Here is a 22,244-nt window from a genome sequence, read left to right as displayed (position 1 = left end):
TGCTCGGACAGGCTCAGGCGGCGACGGCTTCGCGCTGCGGCGTAGCCTTTGTCGGCACGGGCATGTGCTGCGCCCAGTCGATGATTTCCAGCGTGCCGTCGGCATGCTCGGCCAGCGCCGTCAGGCTCTCGACCCAGTCGCCGTCGTTGCAGTAGAGGATGCCGTCGATGTCGCGCATCTCGGCATGGTGGATGTGGCCGCAGACCACGCCCTGTGCGCCGCGCTTGCGGGCTTCGCGGGCCACGGCCACTTCGAAGTCGCCCACGTAGCTCACCGCGCGCTTGACCTTGCCCTTGAGGTACTTGGACAGCGACCAGTACGGCAGCCCCATGCGCGCGCGCAGCGAGTTGAGGTGGCGGTTGAGCTTGAGCGTGAACTCGTAGAGCGAATCGCCCACGTAGGCGAGCCACTTGGCGCACTGGATGACGCCATCGAACAGGTCGCCGTGGATGATCCAGAGCTTGCGGCCGTCGGCCGTCTCGTGGATCCACTCTTCGGCCACGTCGATGCCGCCGAAGTTGTGATGCAGGTACTTGCGGGCGAACTCATCGTGGTTGCCCGGAATGAAGATCACGCGCGTGCCCTTGCGCGCCTTGCGCAGCAGCTTCTGGATCACGTCGTTGTGCGCCTGCGGCCAGTACCAGTGGCGCTTGAGCTGCCAGCCGTCGATGATGTCGCCGACCAGGAACAGGGTCTCGCACTCGGTGTGCTTGAGGAAGTCGAGCAGTGCACGCGCCTGGCAGCCGGGTGTGCCCAGGTGCAGGTCGGAGATCCAGAGGGTGCGGAATTGCAGGGGTGGACGCACGCGATCTTCGTCCTCGGGGTCGAGGGCCCGGGTCGCGGTGTCGTGCCATGCACGAAGGAAGGCGTCGTCGCGTTGCATGGACGGGTAGGCTCCCACTGCCGCATGACCATACGATGGCACCTCCGTGACATCCCGATGACTTATGGCCCGACGGCAACGCCACAATCGCGCGATGCGCCCCGGCCAGATCATCGTTCTCGCAACTCCCGTTTTCTTCCTGCTCATCGCGATTGAATTCGCGGTCGGTCGCGTGCGCGCACGACGCGGCACGGGGCACGACACCTACCGCCTCGCCGACGCCGTGAACAGCATCGGCCTGGGCATGCTGAGCCAGATCAGCGCGGTGCTCACGGGGCTGCTGCGCATCGGCATCTACACGGCCGTGTATTCGGCGATGGCGCTGTTTCCGCAGGAGGCCGCGCGCGACTTCTGGACGACGTGGTACGGCTGGCTGCTGGCGCTGGTGTTCTACGACTTCTGCTACTACTGGCTGCACCGCATGGGCCACGAGTCGGCCATCCTGTGGGCGGCGCACGTGGTGCATCACCAGAGCCAGCACTACAACCTGTCGACCGCGCTGCGGCAGACCTCGAGCGGCGCGCTGCTGGGTTGGGTGTTCTACCTGCCGATGGCGGTGGCGGGCGTGCCGCCGCTGGTGTTCGGCGTGGTGGCGCTGGTCGATCTGCTCTACCAGTTCTAGGTGCACACCGAGCAGGTGGGCAAGCTGGGCTGGTTCGACCACTGGTTCTGCTCGCCCTCGAACCACCGCGTGCACCACGCGGTGAACGACAACTACCTCGACCGCAACTACGGCGGCATCCTGATCGTGTGGGACCGCATGTTCGGCAGCTTCCGCAAGGAAGACGAGCGCTGCGTGTACGGCACGCGCGGCGAGCTGCGCAGCTGGGACCCGCTGTGGGCCAACGCCGAGGTGTACTGGGGGCTGGCGAAGGATTCATGGCACGCGCGCAGCTGGGCCGACAAGCTGCGCGTGTGGTTCAAGCCGCCGGGCTGGCGACCGGCCGACGTGGCGGCGCGGTTTCCGAAGCCGGCCTTCGACATTTCGAAGGTGACGCGCTACGAACCGGCGGTGAGCCGGGGCGTGCAGTGGTTCGCTGGCGCGCAGTTCGTGCTGATGCTGGCGGGGGTCGCGCGCTTTCTGTGGGTGTCCGACGGCATGCCGCTGCCGCAGGCCGCCATCTGGCTGGCCGCGCTGACGGCGAGCCTGTGGGCCATTGGCGGTGTGCTGCAGGGGCGGTTGTCCATAACCGAAGTGCTGTTGATCGAGGCAGCGGCCCTGGCCACGGCGAGCGCGGCGCTGGGCATTGGCTGGCTGCACATCGTCTTCAAGCCGCTGGCGCTGTCGATCGCAATCTTCCTCGCGGCGCGACGGGCGATGGCGGCGGGCGCCGTGACGACTTTCGACGGACTGCTGCTGACGGGCCTGGTGGCATCGCTGGCAGGCGACGTACTGCTGATGGGGCCGGCCAAGCTGTTCGTGCCCGGGCTCGTGTGCTTCCTGCTCGCGCACCTGGCGTACATCGCGCTGTTCCGCATCGGGGTCGGCCTGTTCCCGCGCCGCGGCGCGCTGGCGGCGACGCTGCTGATCGGTGCGGGGATGTACGCGTTTCTCTGGCAAGGCGGGCTACCCGTCGCCCTGCGGGTGCCGGTCGGCGTCTATGTGATCGTGATCGCCTGCATGGCGGCGCAGGCCATCGGACGGGCCGCCGTGCTGCGCAGTGCGGACCCGACAGCGCTGTGGGTGGCGGTGGGCGCCTGCTTCTTCATGCTGAGCGATTCGCTGCTGGCAACGGACCGGTTCGTGTCACCGCTGCCGCTGGCGGCGCTGTGGGTGCTGGCTACTTACTACGCGGCGCAGATTCTGATCGTGCGCCACACGCGGCCTGCAGGAAGGACAAGGAGCTAATCGACGCAGCGCTGGATTTCCACCGTGGAGTGGCGAATCTCCTCGTGCATCGAGAAGCACGCCCGCACCTCGTCGGCCGTCAGCACCGGCGAGTGCGTCACCACCGTGAGCGCACAGGCGTACGCACCGCGCCCCACGCGCCACACGTGCAGATCGGCCACGCGGGTTTCCGAATCGGCCAGCGTCGTCTCGACACCTTCGCGGATCTCTTGCGTTACCGGGTGATCCATCTCGCGGTCGAGCAGCACCTTGCCGGTTTCCTTCAGCAGCCCCTTGGCCCAGACCGCCACCAGCACCGCGCCGACGATGCCCATCGCCGGATCGAGCCAGGCCCAGCCGTAGAACCAGCCGCCCAGCAGCGCCGCAATGGCCAGCACCGAGGTGGCGGCGTCGGCCACGACGTGCATGTAGGCCGAGCGCAGGTTCAGGTCGTGACCGTGATCGTCATGCGCGTGGTGATCGTCGTGTCCATGGGCGTGCCCGTGGTCATGCCCGTGATGATGGTGATGCGCACCACCCAGCAGCCGCGCACAGACGAGGTTGACCACCAGCCCCAGCACCGCGACCGAGATGGCTTCAGGGTAGTGAATGGCCGAGGGCGACCACAGCCGCTCCAGCGAGCCCACCACCATCAGCGCCGCGATGCCCAGCAGCACCAGCGCACTGGCGAAACCGCCGAGCACTTCGATCTTCCAGGTGCCGAAGGCAAAGCGCGGGTCGCGCGCGTAGCGCCGTGCGGCCGCATAGGCGAAGGCGCTCAGGCCGATGGCCAGCGCGTGCGAGCTCATGTGCCAACCATCGGCCAGCAACGCCATCGAGTTGAACCACCAGCCGGCGCCGATCTCGACGACCATCATCGCGGCGGTGATCCACATCACGAGGCGCGTGCTGCGCTCGGCGGAGGCGGTGTCAGCGCCGAAATGGTGGTCGTGCTGCCAGGCGCTCAGGTCATGGGTGTGCATGTGTCTTCAGGCTCCAAAGAGGTCTTGTCCGTCGGAACGGCTCGAAGGCGGCGTCACGCCCAGGTGCCGGTACGCCGCCAGCGTGGCGATGCGCCCGCGTGGCGTGCGCTGCAGGTAGCCCTGCTGGATGAGGTAGGGCTCGATCACGTCCTCGATGGTGTCGCGCTCCTCGCCGATGCTGGCCGCCACGTTGTCGAGGCCCACCGGGCCGCCGTCGAAACGGTGGATCACGGCCTCGAGCAGCTTGCGGTCCATCAGGTCGAAGCCCTGCGGATCGACGTCGAGCATGGCCAGTGCCTTGTGCGCGATATCGACGGTGATGCGGCCGTCGCCCTTCACATCGGCGTAGTCGCGCACGCGGCGCAGCAGGCGGTTGGCAATGCGGGGCGTGCCGCGCGAGCGGCGGGCGATCTCGAAGCCGCCGGCCGCGTCGGTCTCGACCTTGAGCAAGCGGGCGCTGCGGGTCACGATCAGCGCCAGCTCTTCGGGCGTGTAGAACTCCAGCCGCGCGACGATGCCAAAGCGGTCGCGCAGCGGGTTGGTCAGCATGCCGGCGCGGGTGGTGGCGCCCACCAGCGTGAAGGGCTGCAGGTCGAGCTTGATGCTGCGCGCCGCGGGGCCCTCGCCGATCATGATGTCGATCTGGTAGTCCTCCAGCGCGGGGTACAGGATTTCCTCGACGACCGGACTCAGGCGGTGGATCTCGTCGATGAAGAGCACGTCGTTCGGCTCCAGGTTGGTCAGGAGCGCCGCCAGGTCCTTGGGCTTTTCGAGCACGGGGCCGGAGGTCTGGCGCAGGTTGACGCCCAGCTCGGCCGCGATGATGTGCGACAGCGTGGTCTTGCCCAAGCCCGGCGGGCCGAACAGCAGCACGTGGTCGAGCGCCTCTTTGCGCTTGCGCGCGGCGCCGATGAAGATTTCGAGCTGCTCGCGCACCTTGGCCTGGCCGACGTACTCGTCGAGCAGCTTGGGGCGCAAGGCCCGTTCGATCGCCTCTTCGTTGGGCGATGCGGGGGCTGCGGACACCACGCGTTGGGGGGCGGGCGCGAAGTCGTCTGTCTGGATGGTCATGGGAGGGGGTTTTGCGTTTGCGAGTTTAGTCCGAGCGCTGCGCCGGGCCGCCCCAAGCAAGCGAGCGGCCCCCTCGGGGGGCAGCGAGGACACGAAGTGCCGAGCGTGGGGGCCATTCTTCACTGGCAGAATGCTCCGGCCATATAACAAACGAGGGGAAGCCAGCACGTGTCGATCTACGAACTGAAGCCGCGTTTCCAGGCCCTGCTGCGGCCGCTGGTGGTCCGCCTGCATGCGATGGGCGTCACCGCCAACCAGGTCACGATGGCGGCATGCGTCGTTTCGGTCGCACTCGGGCTCTGGCTCTTCTTCGCGGCGCCCTCGCTCGCGGCCTTAGGGCTCATTCCTTTGTGGATGTTCCTTCGCATGGCCTTCAACGCCATCGACGGCATGCTGGCGCGCGAGCACAACCAGCAGAGCAAGATGGGCGCTTTTCTCAACGAACTGACCGACGTGGTCTCCGACGCGGCGCTGTACCTGCCCTTTGCGCTGGTGCTGCCTTTCAGCGGCTTCTGGGTCGGCACGGTGATCGTGCTGGCCGGGTTGAGCGAGTTCGCCGGCGCTCTGGGCCCCACGGTGGGCGCCTCGCGCCGCTACGACGGCCCGCTGGGCAAGAGCGACCGGGCCTTCGTGTTCGGCGCGCTCGGCCTCTACGTGGCGCTGGGCCTGCCGCTGCCGGGCTGGACGGCCTGGCTGATGCCGCTGCTGGCGGCGCTGGTGGCCTGGACCACCGTCAACCGCATCCGCTGCGCGCTGGCTGAAGCCGACGCCGCCGGCCGCCACTGAACAAGCTCCTACAAGATTTCACAGGGATTCAATGAACGACACCACCCCACGCGCTCCGAACGAACTGCACTTCCAGACGCACGACGGCGAATCGCTTTTCTACCGCCACTGGCCGGCCACCGGTGCCACGCGGCGCGGCGCCATCGTGCTGTTCCATCGCGGCCATGAGCACGGTGCGCGCATGGCGCACCTGGTCGACGAGCTGAACCTGCCCGAGTTCGACTTCTTCGCCTGGGACGCCCGCGGCCATGGCCGCTCGCCCGGGCAGCGCGGCTACAGCCCGAGCTTCGGTACCTCGGTGCGCGACGTGCAGACATTCGTGCAGCACATCGGAACGGCGCACGGCGTGGCCGAGCAGGACATCCACGTGGTCGCGCAGAGCGTGGGCGCGGTGCTGATCTCCACCTGGGCGCACGACTACGCACCCAAGGTGCGCGGGCTCACGCTCGCCTCGCCGGCCTTCAAGGTCAAGCTCTACGTGCCGTTCGCACGCGCCGGGCTCGGGCTGATGCACAAGATGCGCGGCCTGTTCTTCGTCAACAGCTACGTGAAGGCGAAGTTCCTCACGCACGACCCGGAGCGCATCGCCAGCTACGAGAGCGATCCGCTGATCTCGCGGCCCATCGCGGTCAACATCCTGCTGGGTTTGTACGAAGCCGCCGACCGTGTGGTGGCCGACGCCAACGCGATCACGCTGCCGGTGCAGCTGCTCATTTCGGGCGCCGACTGGGTGGTGCACCACAAGCCGCAGCACCAGTTCTTCGAGCGGCTGGGCAGCGCGGTCAAGACCAAGACGGAATTGCCGGGCTTCTTCCACGACACCCTGGGCGAGAAAGACCGCGCGCCAGCCGTGGCGCAGATCCGCGAATTCATCCTGCAGCGCTTCGACGAACCGGCCGTGCCAGTGGACCGCCGCGAGGCGCACCTGAGCGGCGACACGGCTGACGAGTCGCGTGCGCTGGCCGAGCCGCTGTCGCCCCTGTCGCCGCGCGGCGCCTACTGGGCCATGACCCGCGCGAGCCTGAAGCTGGGCGGCACGATGTCCGAAGGCATCAAGCTCGGCCACGCCACCGGCTTCGACTCGGGCAGCACGCTCGACTACGTGTACCGCAACCATCCGCAGGGCAGCTCGGCCATCGGCCGCTCCATCGACAAGACGTACCTGGACTCGATCGGCTGGCGCGGCATCCGCCAGCGCAAGATCCACGTCGAGGAGCTGCTGCGCATCGCAATGGAGCGCCTGGCCGACATGCACCGCGAGGTGCGCGTGATGGACATCGCCGCCGGCCATGGCCGCTACGTGCTCGACGCGGTGCTGGCCAGCCCCATCAAGGCCAGTTCCATCTTGCTGCGCGACTACAGCGACATCAACGTGCGTGACGGCCGGGCGCTCATCGCCGAGAAGGGCCTGGAAGACGTCGCGCAGTTCGTGCAGGCCGACGCCTTCGACCGCATGAGCCTCGCGAGCGTATTGCCGCGGCCCACGTTGGCCGTGGTGTCGGGCCTGTACGAGCTGTTCCCCGACAACGAGATGGTGCGCCGCTCGCTCGCGGGCGTGGGCGACGCGGTGGAAGACCGCGGCTACCTCGTCTACACCGGCCAGCCCTGGCACCCGCAGCTCGAGATGATCGCGCGCGCCCTCACCAGCCACCGCCAGGGCGAGGCCTGGGTGATGCGACGCCGCACCCAGTACGAGATGGACCAGCTGGTGGAAGAAGCGGGCTTCCGCAAGATCGACCAGCGGGTCGACGAGTGGGGCATCTTCACGGTGTCGCTGGCAGTGCGCGTCACGCAATGACCGCCTGGCTGGCACAACGGCCCTGGAAGCGCGCCGCTGCATGGCTGGTGTTTCTGGGGCCGCTGTTCTATGCGACCTACGGCTTCGCCAACTGGTGGGCGACCACGCGGGCGAACGTGCCGTCGATGGCGTTCGAGTGGGAACGGCAGGTGCCGTTCTGGCCGTGGACGATCTTTCCGTACTGGACGATCAACGTCTTCTACGCGCTGTCGCTGTTCTTGGCGCGCAGCCGGCACACGCTGGACCGGCATGCGCTGCGGCTGGTGACGGCCACGCTCATCGCCTGCAGCTGCTTCATTCTCTGGCCGCTGCATTTCAGCTTCGGGCAGCCGCCGGTCAACGGGGCGCCGGCCTTTCTGTTCAACGCGCTGCGCGGGTTCGACCAGCCGTTCAACCAGGCGCCGTCGCTGCACATCGCGCTGGCCGTGATCCTGTGGGACTGGTATCGGCAGTTCATCCGGCCCCTCTGGGCTCGGCTGGTGCTGCACGTGTGGGCCTTCGCCATCTGCGCGTCGGTGCTCACGACGTGGCAGCACCACTTCATCGACATTCCGACTGGCGCGCTGCTCGGCCTGTTCTGCGTGTGGCTGTGGCCACTGGAGCGCGTGGTGTCGATGCCGCGCGCGTGGCACATCACCCGCGACCCGCAGCGCTGGAAGCTGGCGGGCTTCTATGCAGTGGGCGCGGCGCTGTTCCTGGCGGCCGCGCTGTACGGCGGCGGCGTCGTGCTGTGGCTCGCATGGCCGTCCGCGTCGCTCGCGCTGGTGGCGTTGAACTACATCGGCTTCGGCGCACGCGGCTTCCAGATGGACGGCCACGGCCACATGGGCTGGGCGGCGCGCTGGATGCTGGCGCCCTACCGGCTCTGCGCCGCCGCAAACGCCTGGCTCTGGACGCGCAGGCTCCCCGCCTCGGTCGAAGTGGTGCCGGGCCTGCGGCTGGGCCGCCGGCCGACGCATGCCGAATGGCTGGCCGCCGGTCAGCCCCGGCTGGTGAGCCTGTGCGCCGAGCTGCAGATGCCGGCCGGCGTGGCGCATGCGCGCTGCGTGCCGTTGCTCGACCTGACGGTGCCGCCCACCATGCGCCTGCAGCGCGCGGCCGCCGTCATCGAAGGCCAGCGCCGGAATGCGGACGGTGCCACAGTGTGGGTCTGCTGCGCGCTCGGCTTCTCGCGCAGCGCTGCGGCGGTGATCGCCTGGCTGGGCCGCTACGGCCCGGCCGGAGGCGTCGCCCAGGCCGAAGACACGGTGCGCCGCGCACGGCCGCAGATCGTGCTGCGGGGTGCCTGGCGGGTGTCGCTGGAGCCGTTCAAACCTTTGCCGGAGGTACCGCCCCATGACCGATGACAATGACCGAACCACCTGCGCCGCGCTGGCCGGCCTGCTGCGCGCCATTGCGCTGCTGGCCCTCTGGGGCTTCGCGCTCACCTGCATCTCAGCGCTGGTGCTCGCGCTGACGCTGCGCTCGCTCTCGACCACGGCAACCATGAGCTTCGGCGCGGTCGTGATCCTCGGCGCGCTGGAGCGCTACTTCGCATTCCGGCTGCGCTTCGACGAGGCGCTGTTCGACGGCCTCGCGCGCAACACCGTCGCTTCGCTGGATGCGCTCGACAAGGCGCTCGCCGCCCTCGGGCTGCGCGAGCCGCCGTCGTCGTCGCAGCACACCACCACGCGCCCGCTCGACGACCGCGTGCAGGGCACCCGCCAGCTCATGCAGCGCCACGCCATCGTCGTGGCCTGCCAGAGCGCCTTGTTCCTCCTTGCCTTGATGACACAGGACCTCTCTTGACCGAAGAAGACAACAAGAACAACGACAAGCCAGAAAGCACCGTGCTGCGGCGCGGGCTCGCCATCGTGGCGGGCAAGCTGATCATCGGCGCGGCCGGGCTGCTGACCGGGGTGCGCGCCATCTGGTCGGGCACCACGCCGAAGGCCGAGCAGACGCTGTACTTCGCCAACCACACCAGCCACGGCGACTTCGTGCTGCTGTGGGCCACGCTGCCACCCGACCTGCGCGCGCTCACACGGCCGGTGGCCGGGCAGGACTACTGGATGGCCTCGAAGACGCGCCAGTTCATCGGCGCCGACGTGTTCAATGCGCTGATGATCCGCCGCGACGGCTCGGGCCAGGGCGAGAACCCGGTCGAGCAAATGAAGGAGGCGCTGGATGGCGGCGACTCGCTCATCATGTTCCCCGAGGGCACGCGCAACACGGGCGACGAGATCCTGCTGCCGCTGAAGAGCGGGCTCTTCCACCTGGCGCGCGCCTGTCCCAACGTGCGGCTGGTGCCGGTGTGGATCGAGAACCTGAAACGCGTGCTGCCCAAGGGCACGCTGGTGCCGATTCCGCTGGCCTGCACAGTGCGCTACGGCGCGCCGATCTCGCTGGCCGAGGGGGAAGACAAGAACACCTTCATCGCTCGCGCGCGCACGGCGATGCTCGACCTGCGGCCCGAATACGACCGCATCGAACAACAAAACGAACAAAGCAACGGAGGGAGCGCCTCGTGATCGAACTCTCTCCCTTCGCATGGACCACGCTCAAGCTCTTCGGCGGCGTGGCCGGCGTGCTGATATTGGCCTCGGCCATCGGCGCGCTACTCAAGTGGCGCGTGGCGCACGGCCAGCCGCATTCGGTGATCGACAACCTCAACTCGCGCGTCAACGCGTGGTGGGTGATGGTGGCGGTCATCGGCATTGCCTTCGCCTTCGGCAAGGGCGGCGTGATCGTGTTGTTCTATTTGATCTCGTTCTATGCGCTGCGCGAGTTCATCAGCCTGGCCTACACGCGGCGCGGCGACCACGCGCCGATCGCGCTGGCTTTCTACCTCGCGCTGCCAGGGCAGTATTTCCTGATCTGGATCGACTGGTACGGGCTCTACGCGATCTACATCCCGGTCTATGCCTTCCTGCTGCTGCCTATCCTGGCGGCGGTCGGCGGCGACACACGCCGCTTCCTGGAGCGCACCTCGAAGATCCAGTGGGGGCTGATGGTGTGCGTGTTCTGCATCAGCCACGTGCCGGCGCTGCTCACGCTGCAGATTCCCGGCTTCGAGGGTCGCAACCTGCTGCTGATCGCGTTCCTGGTGATCGTGGTGCAGGGCAGCGACGTGCTGCAGTACGTGTGGGGCAAGCTCTTCGGCAAGCACAAGGTGGCGCCGGAGCTGTCGCCCTCCAAGACCTGGGAAGGCCTGATCGGCGGCGTGGCGAGCGCCACCGCGCTGGGCGCGGCGCTGTACTGGGCCACGCCGTTCAACCCGTGGCAGGCGGCGCTGATGGCGCTCACGATCTGCCTGATGGGTTTCTTCGGCGGCCTCGTGATGTCGGCCATCAAGCGCGACCGCGGCGTGAAGGACTGGGGCTCGATGATCGAAGGCCATGGCGGCATGCTCGATCGACTGGATTCGGTGATCTTCGCGGCGCCCATCTACTTCCACGCGCTGCGCTACTGGTGGGTGCCATGAGCACGAAGACGACCGAACGTATTCCGCACGACACGCCAGTCGAGTGCACCAACGCCGCGTCGTGGACGCGCTGGCTCAAGCGCCACCACGCTACAGCCGCCGGCGTGTGGCTGCGCATTGCGAAGAAGGACAGCGGCATCGCCTCCATCGACCACCCCGCCGCACTCGAGGAAGCACTGTGCTACGGCTGGATCGACGGCCAGCGCAAGAGCGAGGACGCGCAGTATTTCCTACAGCGCTTCACGCCGCGCACCAAGCGCAGCATCTGGTCGCAGATCAACCGTACCAAGGTGCTGAAGCTCATCGACGAAGGCCGCATGCAGCCGGCCGGACTGGCCGAGATCGAGCGCGCGAAGGCCGATGGTCGCTGGGACGCGGCCTACGCAGCCGCGAGCGTGGCGACAGTGCCGCCCGATCTGCAGGCGGCGCTGGATGCGAACAAGAAAGCCGCAAAGTTCTTCGCGACGCTGAATGCGCAGAACCGCTACGCTGTGCTGTTCCGCACCCAGGGCGCGAAGAAGCCCGAGACCCGGGCGCGCCGCATAGAGAAGTTCGTGGAGATGCTGGCGAAGGGCGAGAAAATTCATCCCTGAGCGGCGAGAGTTTCGTCCCGGGGTGCGGGCCGATCAACCAGTGCGCTGAACGATCACGTCGATGGTGTGCTCTGCGCAGCGAAATAAAGGAGGAGGCCGCAGGCCGGGGGACATTCGCGGAGCAGAGCACACCGTCGGCGTGAGCGCGCCCCGAACCACCCTTACTTCGCGAGCGACTTGAGAGCCATCTTGATGCCTTCGCTCACCGTCGCATCCTTCGGCAGCGCCTTCAGCGCGAGAGCAGCCTCCTTGTCGCTGTACCCCAGCGCGACCAGCGCCTGAAGAATGTCCGCCTGCGCATCGGAAGCCGCATGCGCCGGCAGGCCGATGTCAGCGCCCAGCTTGCCCTTGAGTTCCAGCAACAGCCGCTCGGCAGTCTTCTTGCCAATGCCCGGAATCTTCACGAGCCGCCCGAGTTCCTGCGTCGTGATCGCCTGCGAAAGCTCGCCCACGCTCATGCCCGACAGCAGGCCCAGCGCGGTGCGCGGCCCCACGCCGGTGATCTTGATGAGCTGGCGAAAGGCCGCCCGCTCCTCGGCGGTGCCGAAGCCGTAGAGAATCTGCGCGTCCTCGCGCACGACGAAGTGCGTGAGCAGCGAGACCTTCGCGCCGAGGTTCGGCAGGTTGTAGAACGTGCTCATCGGCACGTCGACCTCATAGCCGACTCCGTTGCAGTCCACAACCACCTGCGGTGGGTTGCGTTCGGCCAGCGTGCCAGTCAGTTTGCCTATCATGGGTGCCCTTTTTCCTTGAAATGTCCGGCGTGATTCTGCGACACACCTTTACCCCCCTGAACAATTCGCGCCTCGGCCACCTGTGCGGACCTCTGGACGCCCACCTGCGCCGCATCGAGGAAGCGCTGGGCGTGAAGATCGCGCACCGCCACGAACAGTTCAAGGTCGACGGCCCCAAGGCCTCCGCGCAGCGCGCAATGGACGTGCTGCAAGCGCTGTACGAAATTGCCCAACGCCCTATCGACGCCGCCGTGGTGCAGCTCACGCTGGCCGGCGACGGCGGAATGCTCGAGGGCGACGACGACATCGCGATGCTGGTCACCCGTCGCACCGACCTGCGCGCGCGCACGCCCACGCAGGCGGTGTACCTCGACAACATCGCCAAGCACGACATCACCTTCGGCATCGGTCCGGCCGGCACCGGCAAGACGTATCTCGCTGTGGCCTGCGCGGTCGATGCGCTGGAGCGCGCCGCCGTGCAGCGCATCGTGCTGACGCGGCCCGCGGTGGAAGCGGGCGAGCGGCTGGGCTTTCTGCCGGGCGACCTGACGCAGAAGGTCGACCCGTACCTGCGCCCCCTATACGACGCGCTGTACGACCTGATGGGCTACGAGAAGGTGCAGAAGGCCTTCGAGCGCAACGCGCTGGAGATCGCGCCGCTGGCCTTCATGCGCGGGCGCACGCTGAACAACGCCTTCGTGATCCTCGACGAGGCGCAGAACACCACGCCCGAGCAGATGAAGATGTTCCTCACGCGCATCGGCTTCGGCGCGCGCGCGGTGGTGACGGGCGACGTGAGCCAGATCGATCTGCCCAAGCAGCAGTTGAGCGGGCTGATCGACGCCGAACGCGTGCTCAAGCGCGTAAACGGCATCGCCATGACGCACTTCACGAGCGTGGACGTGGTTCGCCATCCGTTGGTGGCGAAGATCGTCGATGCCTACGACGGCCAGCGCAAGCGCGCCGGAGCCCACTGAGATGGCCGCATCCGCACTTCCCGCACTTTCGCTCTCGCTGCAGTTCGGCCGCTTCAAGGGCGTGGAGCGCCATCGCGTCGCGCTGCCGCGCCACAGCGTGACGCGCTGGATTCGTCATGCGCTGGACATCGACGGCGAGATCACCGTGCGCATCGTCGACGCCGACGAAGGTCAGCGCCTGAACCGCGAGTTTCGCGGCAAGGACTACGCGACCAACGTGCTGACCTTCGACTACGCGCAAAGCCCGCTGGTGATGGCCGACCTGGTGCTGTGCGCGCCGGTGGTGGCGCGCGAGGCGAAGGAAAACCGCAAGACGCTGGCCGATCACTACGCGCACCTGCTGGTGCACGGGACGCTGCATGCGCAGGGCTGGGACCACGAGACCAGCGAGGCCGATGCCGATGAGATGGAGGCTTACGAGATAGAGATTCTTGCGGGGCTGGGCATTCGCAGCCCGTACGGCAAATAGACCGCAGCCTCCGCGCTGCTACGCCGTCATCTGCAGCGGGATGGTGACGGGCCCGTCGTTCAGCAGGTGCACCTGCATGTCCGCGCCGAATTCGCCGGTGGCCACCACCGGATGCGCTGCACGCGCCTGCGCCACGAAGTATTCGTAGAGCCGGCGGCCTTCGTCGGGCGGCGCTGCCTGGGTGAAGCTGGGGCGGTTGCCGCCGCTCGCGTCGGCCGCCAGCGTGAACTGGCTCACCACCAGCAGGCCACCGCCGATGTCCTGCACGCTGCGGTTCATCTTGCCGGCATCGTCCGAGAAGATGCGCAGCTTGAGGATCTTGGCGAGCATGCGGTCGGCGAGCGCATCGATGTCACCGCGCTCCGCGCACAGCAGCACGAGCAGGCCCGCGTCGATGGCGCCGACGGTGCGGCCGGCAATGTCGACGCGCGCATTTGCCACGCGTTGGAGAACAGCTTTCATAAGGCGTGATGCTCACCGGCCTGGGTGGCGCGGGCTTCCATGGTCAGGGGCAGGAGCTGGATCGTCACGCGCAGGCCAGGCACGGCATCCATCAGGGCCTGCTCCAATTGGTCGCGCATGTTGGCGGCGTGCTGCAGGGTCCAGTCGCCGGGCACGTGCATATGCAGGTCGGCAAAGCGGCGCTGGCCGGCGCTGCGGGTCACCATGTCGTCGAAACGCAGTCGCGTGCCTTCGGGCATGCGGGCGGCAAAGGCGTCGAGGGTGGCGCGCACGGTGGCGAGGGTTTCGGGGTCGAGGGCTTCGTCCATCAGGCCCTGCGACGAGCGCCACACCAGCTTGACGCCCTCGCGCACGATGTTGAGCGCCACGCCGATGGCCAGCAGCGGGTCGAGCCAGAGCCAGCCGCTGAGCTGCACGCCGACGATGCCGATCACCACGGCGGCGGAAGTCCACACGTCGGTCATCAGATGGCGGCCGTCGGCCTCCAGCGCGATCGAACGGTGCGTGCGTGCCGCGCGGAAGAGCACGAAAGCCAGCCCCGCGTTGAAGCCCGAGCTGAGCACCGACAGTGCCAGGCCCCAGCCCAGCTGCTCCAGCGGTTGCGGCGACAGCAGGCGCTGGATGGACACCCAGAGGATCGCAATGGCCGCGCCAACGATCAGGATGCCTTCGAAGCCCGAGGAAAAGTACTCGGCCTTGTGGTGGCCGTAGGGATGGTCGTCGTCAGCCGGCCGCTCGGCGATGGTCACCATGGCCAGCGCGAACATGGCGCTCGCCAAGTTCACGAAGGATTCCATGGCGTCCGAGATCAGGCCCATCGAATTCGTCATGTAGCCGGCCAGGCCCTTGAGCACGATCGTGATCAAAGCCACGGCAACAGACACGCGCAGCAGCGTCTTGGGGGTCAACGTCATGCAAAAACCATGGGAATTGGGCAGAAGGCAACGCAAAAAGCGGTAAAAGGCCGCAAGAACTGCCTGAATTATCGGCTCCGTGTCTACATGTAACGCCTTCGCATTAATAATTTGCGACCAACGCGAAACAGTCCTTCGCAGAGAGCCCAGATGATGAAAAACCTCGTGATCGCCTTGGGCGGCCTCGCCATTGTGGCCTCGGCCGCGCTGGCACAAGCCCAGACGCCGTCGGCCGCTCCCGTGGCGGCGCCACCTGCCGCAGCCGCGTCCGCACCCACTGCTGCTACCGCCGCGCCAGCCGCCAAGGCGGATCCCCAGGCGGGCTTCGTGAAGTTCGTGCGCGGCAACGTGCAACTGCTCAACGGCGCCGGCACCACCCGTGCCGCAAGCCCCGGCGACGCGCTGGGCGCAGTGGACCGCATCGTGACCGGCCCCGACTCCTCGGCCTCCGTGGTGCTGCGCGACGACACGACGCTGGTGGTCGGCCCTTCGTCGCGGCTCGACCTGAAGGAATTCCACTTCGACGGCACGACGCACGAAGGCGGCATGCTGGTCTCGTTGCTGCGAGGCTCCATGCGCATGATCACCGGCCTGATCGGCAAGACCAACCCCGACGCGGTGCGTGTCGAGACGCAGACGGCCACCATCGGCATTCGCGGCACCGACTTCATCGTGCAAGCCGACGGCCAGCCATGATGAAGACCCTCAAACCCCAACAGTCCCGCCTCGCATTCCTTCTTCCGGCCACGCTGGCCGCCTTGCTGCTGGCCGCATGCTCGACGCCGGGCACGCGGGTGGTGCTGCTGCCGCAGGCAGACGGCAAGCCATCGGCAGTGGTGGTGCGCGCCAAGGACGGAGAAGAAGTGCTTTCCACTCCCTACCAGCGCGCCACGACCGCAGTGGGTGCAAAGGGCGCACCAGTGGTAGACCAGGCCGATCCGGCCAAGGTGCAGGCAGAGAACAAGCCGCTGTTCGACATGCGCCCGCCTCCGCCGCAGCGCTACACGGTGTATTTCGAGCTCGGCGGCACCACGTTGACGCCGGCTTCGCAGCAGATCATGACCGAGGCGCTGGCTGCGGCGTTGGCGCGCAGCGGCGGCGACATCGTGGTCACGGGCCACACCGACACCAAGGGCAGTGGTGAACAGAACGACCAGCTGTCACGTCGCCGGGCACAGGAAGTGGTTCAGCTTTTCGTGGAGCGCCAGTTCCCGGCCAACCGCATCGAGGCCGTGGGCCGCGGCGAGCGCGACCTGGCCGTTCCGACTGCCGACGAGGTGGACGAGCCGCGGAACCGGCGCGTCACTATCGAGGTTCGCTGAAAAACCCTCAGCTCAGGGTCACGCGGGCGAATTTGCGCTTGCCGACCTGCACCACGTAGCTGCCTGCGGGCAGCTTCAGCGCCTTGTCGCTGACCACGGCCGAATCGATCCGCACGCCGCCACCGTCGATCAGGCGGTTGCCCTCCCCGGCCGAAGACGCGAGGTTCGCCTGCTTGAGCAACTGGGCGATGCCCAGCGGAGCACCCGACAGCGACACCTCCGGAATCTCGTCCGGCACCCCGCCCTTGCTGCGGTTGATGAAGTCCTGCTCGGCCGCATCCGCCGCCGCCGCGCTGTGGAAGCGCGTGGTGATTTCCTTGGCCAGCGCGACCTTGGCGTCTTTCGGGTTGCGACCGCCCTCGATCTCGGCCTTCAGCGCCGCAATCTGCTCGAGCGACTGGAAGCTCAGCAGCGTGTACCAGCGCCACATCAGGTCATCGGAAATCGACAGCACCTTGGCGAACATGGTGTTGGCGTCTTCGCTGATGCCGATGTAGTTGTTCTTGCTTTTCGACATCTTTTCGACGCCGTCGAGCCCCTCCAGCAGCGGCATAGTGAGTATGCACTGCGGTTCCTGGCCGTATTCCTGCTGGAGATGGCGACCGACGAGCAGGTTGAACTTCTGGTCGGTGCCGCCCAGCTCCAGGTCGCTCTTGAGCGCGACCGAGTCGTAACCCTGCATCAGCGGGTAGAGGAATTCGTGCACCGAGATCGACTGGCCGGACTTAAACCGCTTGTTGAAGTCGTCGCGCTCCATCATCCGGGCCACCGTGTACTTGGCGGCGAGCTGGATCATGCCGCGGGCGCCCAAAGGGTCGCTCCACTCGGAGTTGTAGCGGACTTCGGCGATATCGACGTTCAGCACCAGGCGCAACTGGTCGAAGTAGGTCGCCGCATTGGCCTCGATCTGCTCGCGGGTCAGCGGCGGCCGGGTGCTGTTGCGCCCGGAAGGGTCGCCAATGGTGGTGGTGAAGTCGCCGATCAGCGGGATCACCGTGTGGCCCAGGTCTTGCAACTGGCGCATCTTGTTGAAAACCACCGTGTGACCCAGATGAATATCCGGCGCCGTCGGGTCAAGGCCGAATTTGATGCGCAGGGGGGTCCCGGTGGCTTCGGAGCGCTGGAGCTTGCGCACCCACTCGTCCTGCGGCAGCAGCTCGTCAGCGCCGCGGAGGGATATTTCTAGCGCGCGTCCTACACTATTTGAGAGGCTCATGGATGTAACAGATTCGGCCTTTACGGGCTTTTTTAGCTGACTTTTGGGGTGCCGAAGCTATACTCAGCCCGACTTTTCAAGCGCCGAATTCTAAGCGGCGCTTTTTTCCGCACCGTCTGCTGCCGCCCTGAACGTTACTGGGCCTTGCAGCACGGATTTGCAGAACCTGAGCTGGAATTCACAGTTTGATCAACGGCATTCTTGCCGCCGAGGAGCTACTTGCTTCTCGCGTGGCCTATACATTCCGGACGTACCCCAAGCAGATCACCGCGGTCATTGCTGCCGCGCTGCTGAGCGCCGGCACCCTCGCGGTGGCATCGCTCGGTCCTGACGCATCCGACCTCCCGGTCCACCAGATCCTCGAAGCCACGGCGCCCGTCTCGTTCGCCGACCAGAGCGAATCGCTCGAAAACTTCAGCTTCACCCTGTTCCGCACCGACGTCACCCGTTCGAGCGACACGGCCGAGGCCCTTATGAAGCGCCTGGGCATCTCCGACCCAGCCGCCACCGCCTTCGTGCGCGGCAGCGTGGAAGCCCGCAATGCGCTGTTCTCGCGCGCCGGCCGCACCGTGACGGCCGAGGCCACGCAAGAAAACCAACTCAAGAAGCTCAGCGCCCGCTGGATTCCCGACGGCGACGGCGGCTTCAAGCGCTTCGTCATCGAACGCACGCCCACCGGCTTTGCCGGCGTGACCGAGCGCGACATGCTCACGCCGGGCACGCGCCTGGCAAGCGGCACCATCCGCACCTCGCTGTTCGCCGCCACCGACGACTCGCGCATTCCCGACGCGGTGGCGAGCCAGCTGGCCGACATCTTCGCGGGCGACGTCGACGTGCGCGCGCTGCGCAAGGGCGACCGCTTCGCTGTGGTGTACGAAACCTTCGAAGCCGACGGGCAGGCGTTGCGCAGCGGCCGTGTGCTGTCGGCCGAATTCGAGAACAACGGCAAGATTCACCAGGCTGTCTGGTTCCAGCCCCCGGGCGCCGGCCAGAAGGGCAGTTACTACCGCCCGAACGGCGACAGCCTGCGCAAGGCCTACCTGGCGACGCCGGTCGAGTTCTCGCGCGTGTCCAGCGGTTTCGCGATGCGCATGCACCCGATCCTGAACAGCTGGCGCCAGCACAACGGCATCGACTACGCAGCGCCCACGGGCACCTCGGTGCGTTCGGTCGGCGACGGCACGGTCGATTTCGCGGGCACGCAGAACGGCTACGGCAACATCGTCATCATCAATCACCGCAACAACCAGCAAACGGCGTACGCGCACCTGAGCCGTATCGACGTCAAGGCAGGCCAGGCAGTGAGCCAGGGCCAGACGGTCGGCGCGGTGGGCTCCACCGGCTGGGCTACCGGCCCGCACCTGCACTTCGAATTCCGCGTGGGCGGCGTCTATCAAGACCCGGCCTCCATCGCACAGGAGGGCGGCGCGCCGATCACCGCCGCCATGCGCCCGGCCTTCGAACGCGTTGCCGTGGGCGCGCGCACCGAGCTGGCGGCTGCTTTCTCGGTCATCCAAGCCAGCGCCGACTGATTCCGTCGCGCGGCCGGCTTCTCCAGCCTTGATCCAAAGATGGCCGCCGAACTTTTCATCGGCCTGATGTCGGGCACCTCGCTCGATGGCGTCGACGGCGTGCTCGCCGACTTTTCCGGTGGCCGCATCGCGGTGCAGGCCTACGCCACGGCGCAGTTTCCCGTGGCTTTGCGCGGCGAACTGCTCGCGCTGAACACTCCCGGCGACAACGAACTGCATCGTGCGGCACTGGCCGGCAACGGGCTGGCGCGTGCGTATGCCGGTGTCGTCGCCCTGTTGCTGGCGGACAGCGGCACCAATGCCAAGGCAGTCACCGCCATCGGCGCGCACGGCCAGACCGTGCGCCACCGGCCGCTCGAGTTCGACGAGACCGGCTACACCCTGCAAGTCAACAACCCCTCGCTGCTGGCTGAGCTGACCGGCATCGACGTGGTTGGCGATTTCCGCAGCCGCGACCTTGCGGCCGGCGGCCAGGGTGCGCCGCTGGTGCCGGCCTTTCATCGCGCGCTGTTCGCTCGGGCCGGCGAGACGGTCGCGGTGCTGAACATTGGCGGCATTTCCAACCTGAGCCTACTGCCGGCCACGAATACGACTGGCGGCGCCACCGTGCTCGGCTTCGACTGCGGCCCTGGCAATGCGCTGATGGATCACTGGTGCCAGACCTACCAGGGCCAACCCTTCGACCGTGGCGGCCAATGGGCGGCCAGCGGGCAGGTGCTGCCCGGCCTGCTCGCGCAACTGCTGGCGGACCCGTACTTCGCCAAGACGCCGCCGAAGAGCACCGGGCGCGACCTGTTCAACGCGACCTGGCTCGCAGCGCAGCTCGGCACCACGGCGATGGCACCTGCCGATGTGCAAGCGACACTGGCCGAATTGACCGCGCAGGTCTGTGCGACGGACGTGAAGAGCTATGGAAAAGATAGCAAACTGCTGATCGTCTGCGGTGGCGGCGCCCTGAACGACCACCTGCTCGACCGCCTGCGCGCCCTGCTGCCCGGCATAACCGTGGCGGCTTCGACCGATCACGGCCTGCCGCCCCAGCAAGTCGAGGCGGCGGCGTTTGCATGGCTTGCCCGCGCCACCGTCCGACGCGAGGCCGGCAATCTGGCCAGCGTGACTGGCGCGCGCGGGGCACGGGTGCTCGGCGCGATCTATCCCGCCTGATTGGCCCCATCAGCCCTGGCCGGAAACCTCCGGCTGCGCGGGGTGCGGCGCCCGCACTTCTGAAGGCAGATGCCAGAAGATCATCGCTGAAGCCACTGTGATCAGCCCCATACTCGCAAAAGTGGCCTGAAAGGCATCCAGCGTGTGCGCAGGCGTCTCGGTGCCGAAGATGCCGTTGTAGCCCGCCAGCACGGCACCCGCAGCGGCCACGCCCAGGCTCATTGCCAGCATCTGCACCATCGACAACAGGCTGTTGCCGCTGCTGGCCATGCTGCCGTCCAGGTCCTTCAGCGTGATCGTGTTCATTGCGGTGAACTGCAGCGAATTGACCGCGCCGAAAGCCAGCAGCTGCAGCACATGCAGCGCCATCGGCTGGCCCGGCGCCGTCAGCCCGAAGCTGGCCATGGTGCAGCCCACGAGCATGGTGTTGACCACCAGCACCCTGCGGTAGCCGTGGCGCGTGATCAGCGGCGTGGCGAAGCGCTTCATGGCCATACCGGCCAGCGCGATCGGCAGCATCATCAGCCCGGCACGCACCGGCGTATAGCCCATGGACACCTGCAGCAGCAGCGGCACCAGGAAAGGCATGCAACTACTGCCCAACCGCGAGAACAGATTGCCGATCAGGCCAATGCTGAGCGTCGGCACATGAAACAGCGACGGCGCGAACAGAGGCTCGGGCGTGCGCGAAGCGCGCAGCCAATAGGCGACGATGCTCGCGAAGCCGAAGATCAGCACGACCATCACGCCGCCCTGGCGCAGGCCCACGCCGTCGAGCGAGAGCGAAATCGCCACCATGCCGAAGGCCAGCATCGCGTAGCCCACGCTGTCGAAGCGTTTCTGCACCACGCCGCGCAGGTCGGGCATGTACTTGAGCGTGGCGATGCAGCCCAGCAGCCCCACGGGCACGTTGATCAGGAAGATCCAGTGCCACGAGGCGTACTGCACCAGCCAGCCGCCCAGCGTGGGGCCCAGCAAGGGCCCTATGAGGCCCGGAATGGCGACAAAGCTCATCGCCTGCAGGAACTCCCCACGCGGCACCGTGCGCAGCAGCGCAAGGCGCCCCACGGGCAGCAGCAGCGCACCGCCCAGGCCCTGCACCACCCGCGCAGCCACCAGCTGGCCCAGCCCGTGCGAGAGCGCGCACAGCACCGATCCGGCGGCAAACAGCACGATGGCCGAGAAGAAGATGCGCCGCGTGCCGAAGCGGTCGGCAATCCAGCCCGAGGCGGGAATCAGCATCGCCATGGTGAGCGCGTAAGCCACCACCACCGACTGCATGCGCAGCGGGCTCTCGCCGAGGCTCGCGGCCATCGCCGGCAACGCGGTGTTGATGATGGTGGCATCGAGCGTCTGCATGAAGAAGCCGACGGCGACGAGCCACAGCAGGCTCTTGCGGACGGGATTGACGGCGACGGCTTCAGCCTCGGAGTTCATAGGCAGCGAAAGAGAAACAGGAACGAAAAAGCCGCCCGGAGGCGGCTTATTGGGGAAGCTGGGTCAGCAGCATCCGGGCATCAGGCCGAGAAGCTCGATCCGCAGCCGCAGGTACTGGTGGCGTTCGGGTTCTTGATCACGAACTGGGCGCCTTGCAGGTCTTCCTTGTAGTCGATCTCGGCGCCGACCAGGTACTGGTAGCTCATGGCGTCGATCAGCAGCGACACACCGTTCTTGGTCATGGTGGTGTCGTCTTCGTTGGTGATTTCATCGAAGGTGAAACCGTACTGGAAGCCGGAGCAGCCGCCACCCTGCACGAACACGCGCAGCTTCAGGTCGGGATTGCCTTCCTCGGCGATCAGGTCGGCCACCTTGGCGGCCGCGCTGTCGGTGAAGACGATCGGCTCGGGCATCTGGGTCTGGATGTTTTCGGCAACGGCGCTCATGGGGGGATAACTCCTTGGGGGCCGGACATGCGGCCAATGGAACGAATGCTACTGCAATGCCGCATTCTCGGCAGGCTGGGTGTGGCGTGCACCCCAATGCAAGTGGGGTTGGAGGCCCTTCCACCAAGAGGGCTTCCAATGAAAAAGCCGCCCGAAGGCGGCTTCT

22 protein-coding genes and 1 pseudogene are annotated in these 22,244 nt (G+C 67.1%); 14 read left to right on the top strand and 9 right to left on the bottom strand.

The genetic code is table 11. The features are described 5' to 3' along the window. Positions 1-13 precede the first annotated feature (13 nt). Positions 14-883 (bottom strand): UDP-2,3-diacylglucosamine diphosphatase, encoded by an 870-nt coding sequence (locus ACSFBF_RS08715; protein ID WP_435466024.1) that lies wholly within the window; start codon positions 881-883, stop codon positions 14-16. A gap of 94 nt (positions 884-977) precedes the next feature. Between ACSFBF_RS08715 and ACSFBF_RS08710 the strand changes: the two are divergent. Then, a pseudogene (locus ACSFBF_RS08710) lies at positions 978-2,732 on the top strand (lysoplasmalogenase family protein). Here the strand turns inward: ACSFBF_RS08710 and dmeF are convergent. Beyond that, positions 2,729-3,694 carry a CDF family Co(II)/Ni(II) efflux transporter DmeF gene (gene dmeF, locus ACSFBF_RS08705; RefSeq protein WP_435466022.1) on the bottom strand — a complete coding sequence of 322 codons (966 nt, stop codon included), beginning with the start codon at positions 3,692-3,694 and terminating at the stop codon, positions 2,729-2,731. The pseudogene ACSFBF_RS08710 and the gene dmeF overlap by 4 nt on opposite strands. Positions 3,695-3,700: 6 nt before the next feature. Continuing rightward, positions 3,701-4,765, bottom strand: coding sequence for a Holliday junction branch migration DNA helicase RuvB (ruvB, locus tag ACSFBF_RS08700; RefSeq protein WP_435466020.1), 1,065 nt, complete (start codon positions 4,763-4,765; stop codon positions 3,701-3,703). Positions 4,766-4,933: 168 nt separating this feature from the next. Between ruvB and ACSFBF_RS08695 the strand changes: the two genes are divergently transcribed. The 7 genes from ACSFBF_RS08695 to ACSFBF_RS08665 are packed head-to-tail and all read left to right on the top strand — an operon-like array spanning position 4,934 to position 11,405. Further along, positions 4,934-5,551, top strand: a complete 618-nt coding sequence (locus ACSFBF_RS08695) for a CDP-alcohol phosphatidyltransferase family protein (RefSeq protein ID WP_435466018.1) — start codon at positions 4,934-4,936, stop codon at positions 5,549-5,551. A 31-nt stretch (positions 5,552-5,582) separates the two neighbouring features. Continuing rightward, positions 5,583-7,349, top strand: a complete 1,767-nt coding sequence (locus ACSFBF_RS08690; RefSeq protein WP_435466016.1) for a bifunctional alpha/beta hydrolase/class I SAM-dependent methyltransferase — start codon at positions 5,583-5,585, stop codon at positions 7,347-7,349. Further along, the gene (locus ACSFBF_RS08685) at positions 7,346-8,695 is read left to right on the top strand and encodes a phosphatase PAP2/dual specificity phosphatase family protein (RefSeq protein ID WP_435466014.1); all 1,350 of its coding nucleotides are present in this window, start codon (positions 7,346-7,348) and stop codon (positions 8,693-8,695) included. The genes ACSFBF_RS08690 and ACSFBF_RS08685 overlap by 4 nt, the downstream gene beginning before the upstream one ends. Further along, positions 8,685-9,137: a hypothetical protein gene (locus tag ACSFBF_RS08680; RefSeq protein ID WP_435466012.1), complete on the top strand. Its 453-nt coding sequence runs from the start codon at positions 8,685-8,687 to the stop codon at positions 9,135-9,137. Before ACSFBF_RS08685 ends, ACSFBF_RS08680 begins: the two co-directional genes overlap by 11 nt. Then, on the top strand, positions 9,134-9,859 hold the full coding sequence (locus ACSFBF_RS08675) for a lysophospholipid acyltransferase family protein (protein ID WP_435466010.1): 726 nt from the start codon (positions 9,134-9,136) through the stop codon (positions 9,857-9,859). The genes ACSFBF_RS08680 and ACSFBF_RS08675 overlap by 4 nt, the downstream gene beginning before the upstream one ends. Further along, positions 9,856-10,812: a phosphatidate cytidylyltransferase gene (locus ACSFBF_RS08670; protein WP_435466008.1), complete on the top strand. Its 957-nt coding sequence runs from the start codon at positions 9,856-9,858 to the stop codon at positions 10,810-10,812. The genes ACSFBF_RS08675 and ACSFBF_RS08670 overlap by 4 nt, the downstream gene beginning before the upstream one ends. Continuing rightward, positions 10,809-11,405, top strand: a complete 597-nt coding sequence (locus ACSFBF_RS08665) for a YdeI/OmpD-associated family protein (protein WP_435466006.1) — start codon at positions 10,809-10,811, stop codon at positions 11,403-11,405. The genes ACSFBF_RS08670 and ACSFBF_RS08665 overlap by 4 nt, the downstream gene beginning before the upstream one ends. Positions 11,406-11,566: 161 nt before the next feature. Here ACSFBF_RS08665 and ruvA read toward each other — a convergent pair whose 3' ends face one another. Beyond that, positions 11,567-12,139 carry a Holliday junction branch migration protein RuvA gene (gene ruvA, locus ACSFBF_RS08660; protein ID WP_258352837.1) on the bottom strand — a complete coding sequence of 191 codons (573 nt, stop codon included), beginning with the start codon at positions 12,137-12,139 and terminating at the stop codon, positions 11,567-11,569. Positions 12,140-12,159: 20 nt separating this feature from the next. Here ruvA and ACSFBF_RS08655 point away from each other — a divergent pair, with 20 nt between their 5' ends. Further along, positions 12,160-13,116 (top strand): PhoH family protein, encoded by a 957-nt coding sequence (locus tag ACSFBF_RS08655; protein WP_435466003.1) that lies wholly within the window; start codon positions 12,160-12,162, stop codon positions 13,114-13,116. 1 nt (position 13,117) lies between these two features. Then, positions 13,118-13,585, top strand: coding sequence for an rRNA maturation RNase YbeY (ybeY, locus tag ACSFBF_RS08650; RefSeq protein ID WP_435466001.1), 468 nt, complete (start codon positions 13,118-13,120; stop codon positions 13,583-13,585). Positions 13,586-13,603: 18 nt separating this feature from the next. On the opposite strand, the gene dtd is transcribed toward ybeY, so the two are convergent. Both dtd and ACSFBF_RS08640 read right to left on the bottom strand, forming a co-directional pair. Then, complete coding sequence (gene dtd, locus ACSFBF_RS08645) at positions 13,604-14,047, bottom strand: D-aminoacyl-tRNA deacylase (protein ID WP_435465999.1); 444 nt, start codon at positions 14,045-14,047, stop codon at positions 13,604-13,606. Further along, positions 14,044-14,961 carry a cation diffusion facilitator family transporter gene (locus ACSFBF_RS08640; protein WP_435465997.1) on the bottom strand — a complete coding sequence of 306 codons (918 nt, stop codon included), beginning with the start codon at positions 14,959-14,961 and terminating at the stop codon, positions 14,044-14,046. Before ACSFBF_RS08640 ends, dtd begins: the two co-directional genes overlap by 4 nt. Positions 14,962-15,111: 150 nt before the next feature. On the opposite strand from ACSFBF_RS08640, the gene ACSFBF_RS08635 reads away from it, so the two are divergent. Next, positions 15,112-15,657 (top strand): FecR family protein, encoded by a 546-nt coding sequence (locus tag ACSFBF_RS08635; protein ID WP_435465995.1) that lies wholly within the window; start codon positions 15,112-15,114, stop codon positions 15,655-15,657. Then, positions 15,657-16,283: an OmpA family protein gene (locus ACSFBF_RS08630; RefSeq protein WP_435467384.1), complete on the top strand. Its 627-nt coding sequence runs from the start codon at positions 15,657-15,659 to the stop codon at positions 16,281-16,283. Before ACSFBF_RS08635 ends, ACSFBF_RS08630 begins: the two co-directional genes overlap by 1 nt. A 7-nt stretch (positions 16,284-16,290) precedes the next feature. Here ACSFBF_RS08630 and tyrS read toward each other — a convergent pair whose 3' ends face one another. Then, positions 16,291-17,499: a tyrosine--tRNA ligase gene (tyrS, locus tag ACSFBF_RS08625; protein WP_435465993.1), complete on the bottom strand. Its 1,209-nt coding sequence runs from the start codon at positions 17,497-17,499 to the stop codon at positions 16,291-16,293. 185 nt (positions 17,500-17,684) lie between these two features. On the opposite strand from tyrS, the gene ACSFBF_RS08620 reads away from it, so the two are divergent. Then, positions 17,685-19,031, top strand: coding sequence for a peptidoglycan DD-metalloendopeptidase family protein (locus tag ACSFBF_RS08620; protein WP_435465991.1), 1,347 nt, complete (start codon positions 17,685-17,687; stop codon positions 19,029-19,031). 39 nt (positions 19,032-19,070) lie between these two features. Beyond that, a complete protein-coding gene (locus ACSFBF_RS08615) occupies positions 19,071-20,195 on the top strand; it encodes an anhydro-N-acetylmuramic acid kinase (RefSeq protein WP_435465989.1) in 1,125 nt (374 codons plus the stop codon). 9 nt (positions 20,196-20,204) lie between these two features. Here the strand turns inward: ACSFBF_RS08615 and mdtD are convergent, their stop codons facing one another. Both mdtD and erpA read right to left on the bottom strand, forming a co-directional pair. Then, entirely contained in the window at positions 20,205-21,632 is a 1,428-nt protein-coding gene (gene mdtD, locus ACSFBF_RS08610) for a multidrug transporter subunit MdtD (RefSeq protein ID WP_435465987.1), read from the bottom strand. An 80-nt stretch (positions 21,633-21,712) separates the two neighbouring features. Then, entirely contained in the window at positions 21,713-22,078 is a 366-nt protein-coding gene (gene erpA, locus ACSFBF_RS08605; protein WP_007827949.1) for an iron-sulfur cluster insertion protein ErpA, read from the bottom strand. Positions 22,079-22,244 lie beyond the last annotated feature (166 nt).

The sequence above is a fragment of the Variovorax nivicola genome (genome assembly GCF_051216475.1).
GTDB lineage: Bacteria > Pseudomonadota > Gammaproteobacteria > Burkholderiales > Burkholderiaceae_C > Variovorax.
The sequence above is the reverse complement of the archived record's forward strand: the minus strand, read 5'-3'. Positions and strand labels throughout refer to the sequence as shown.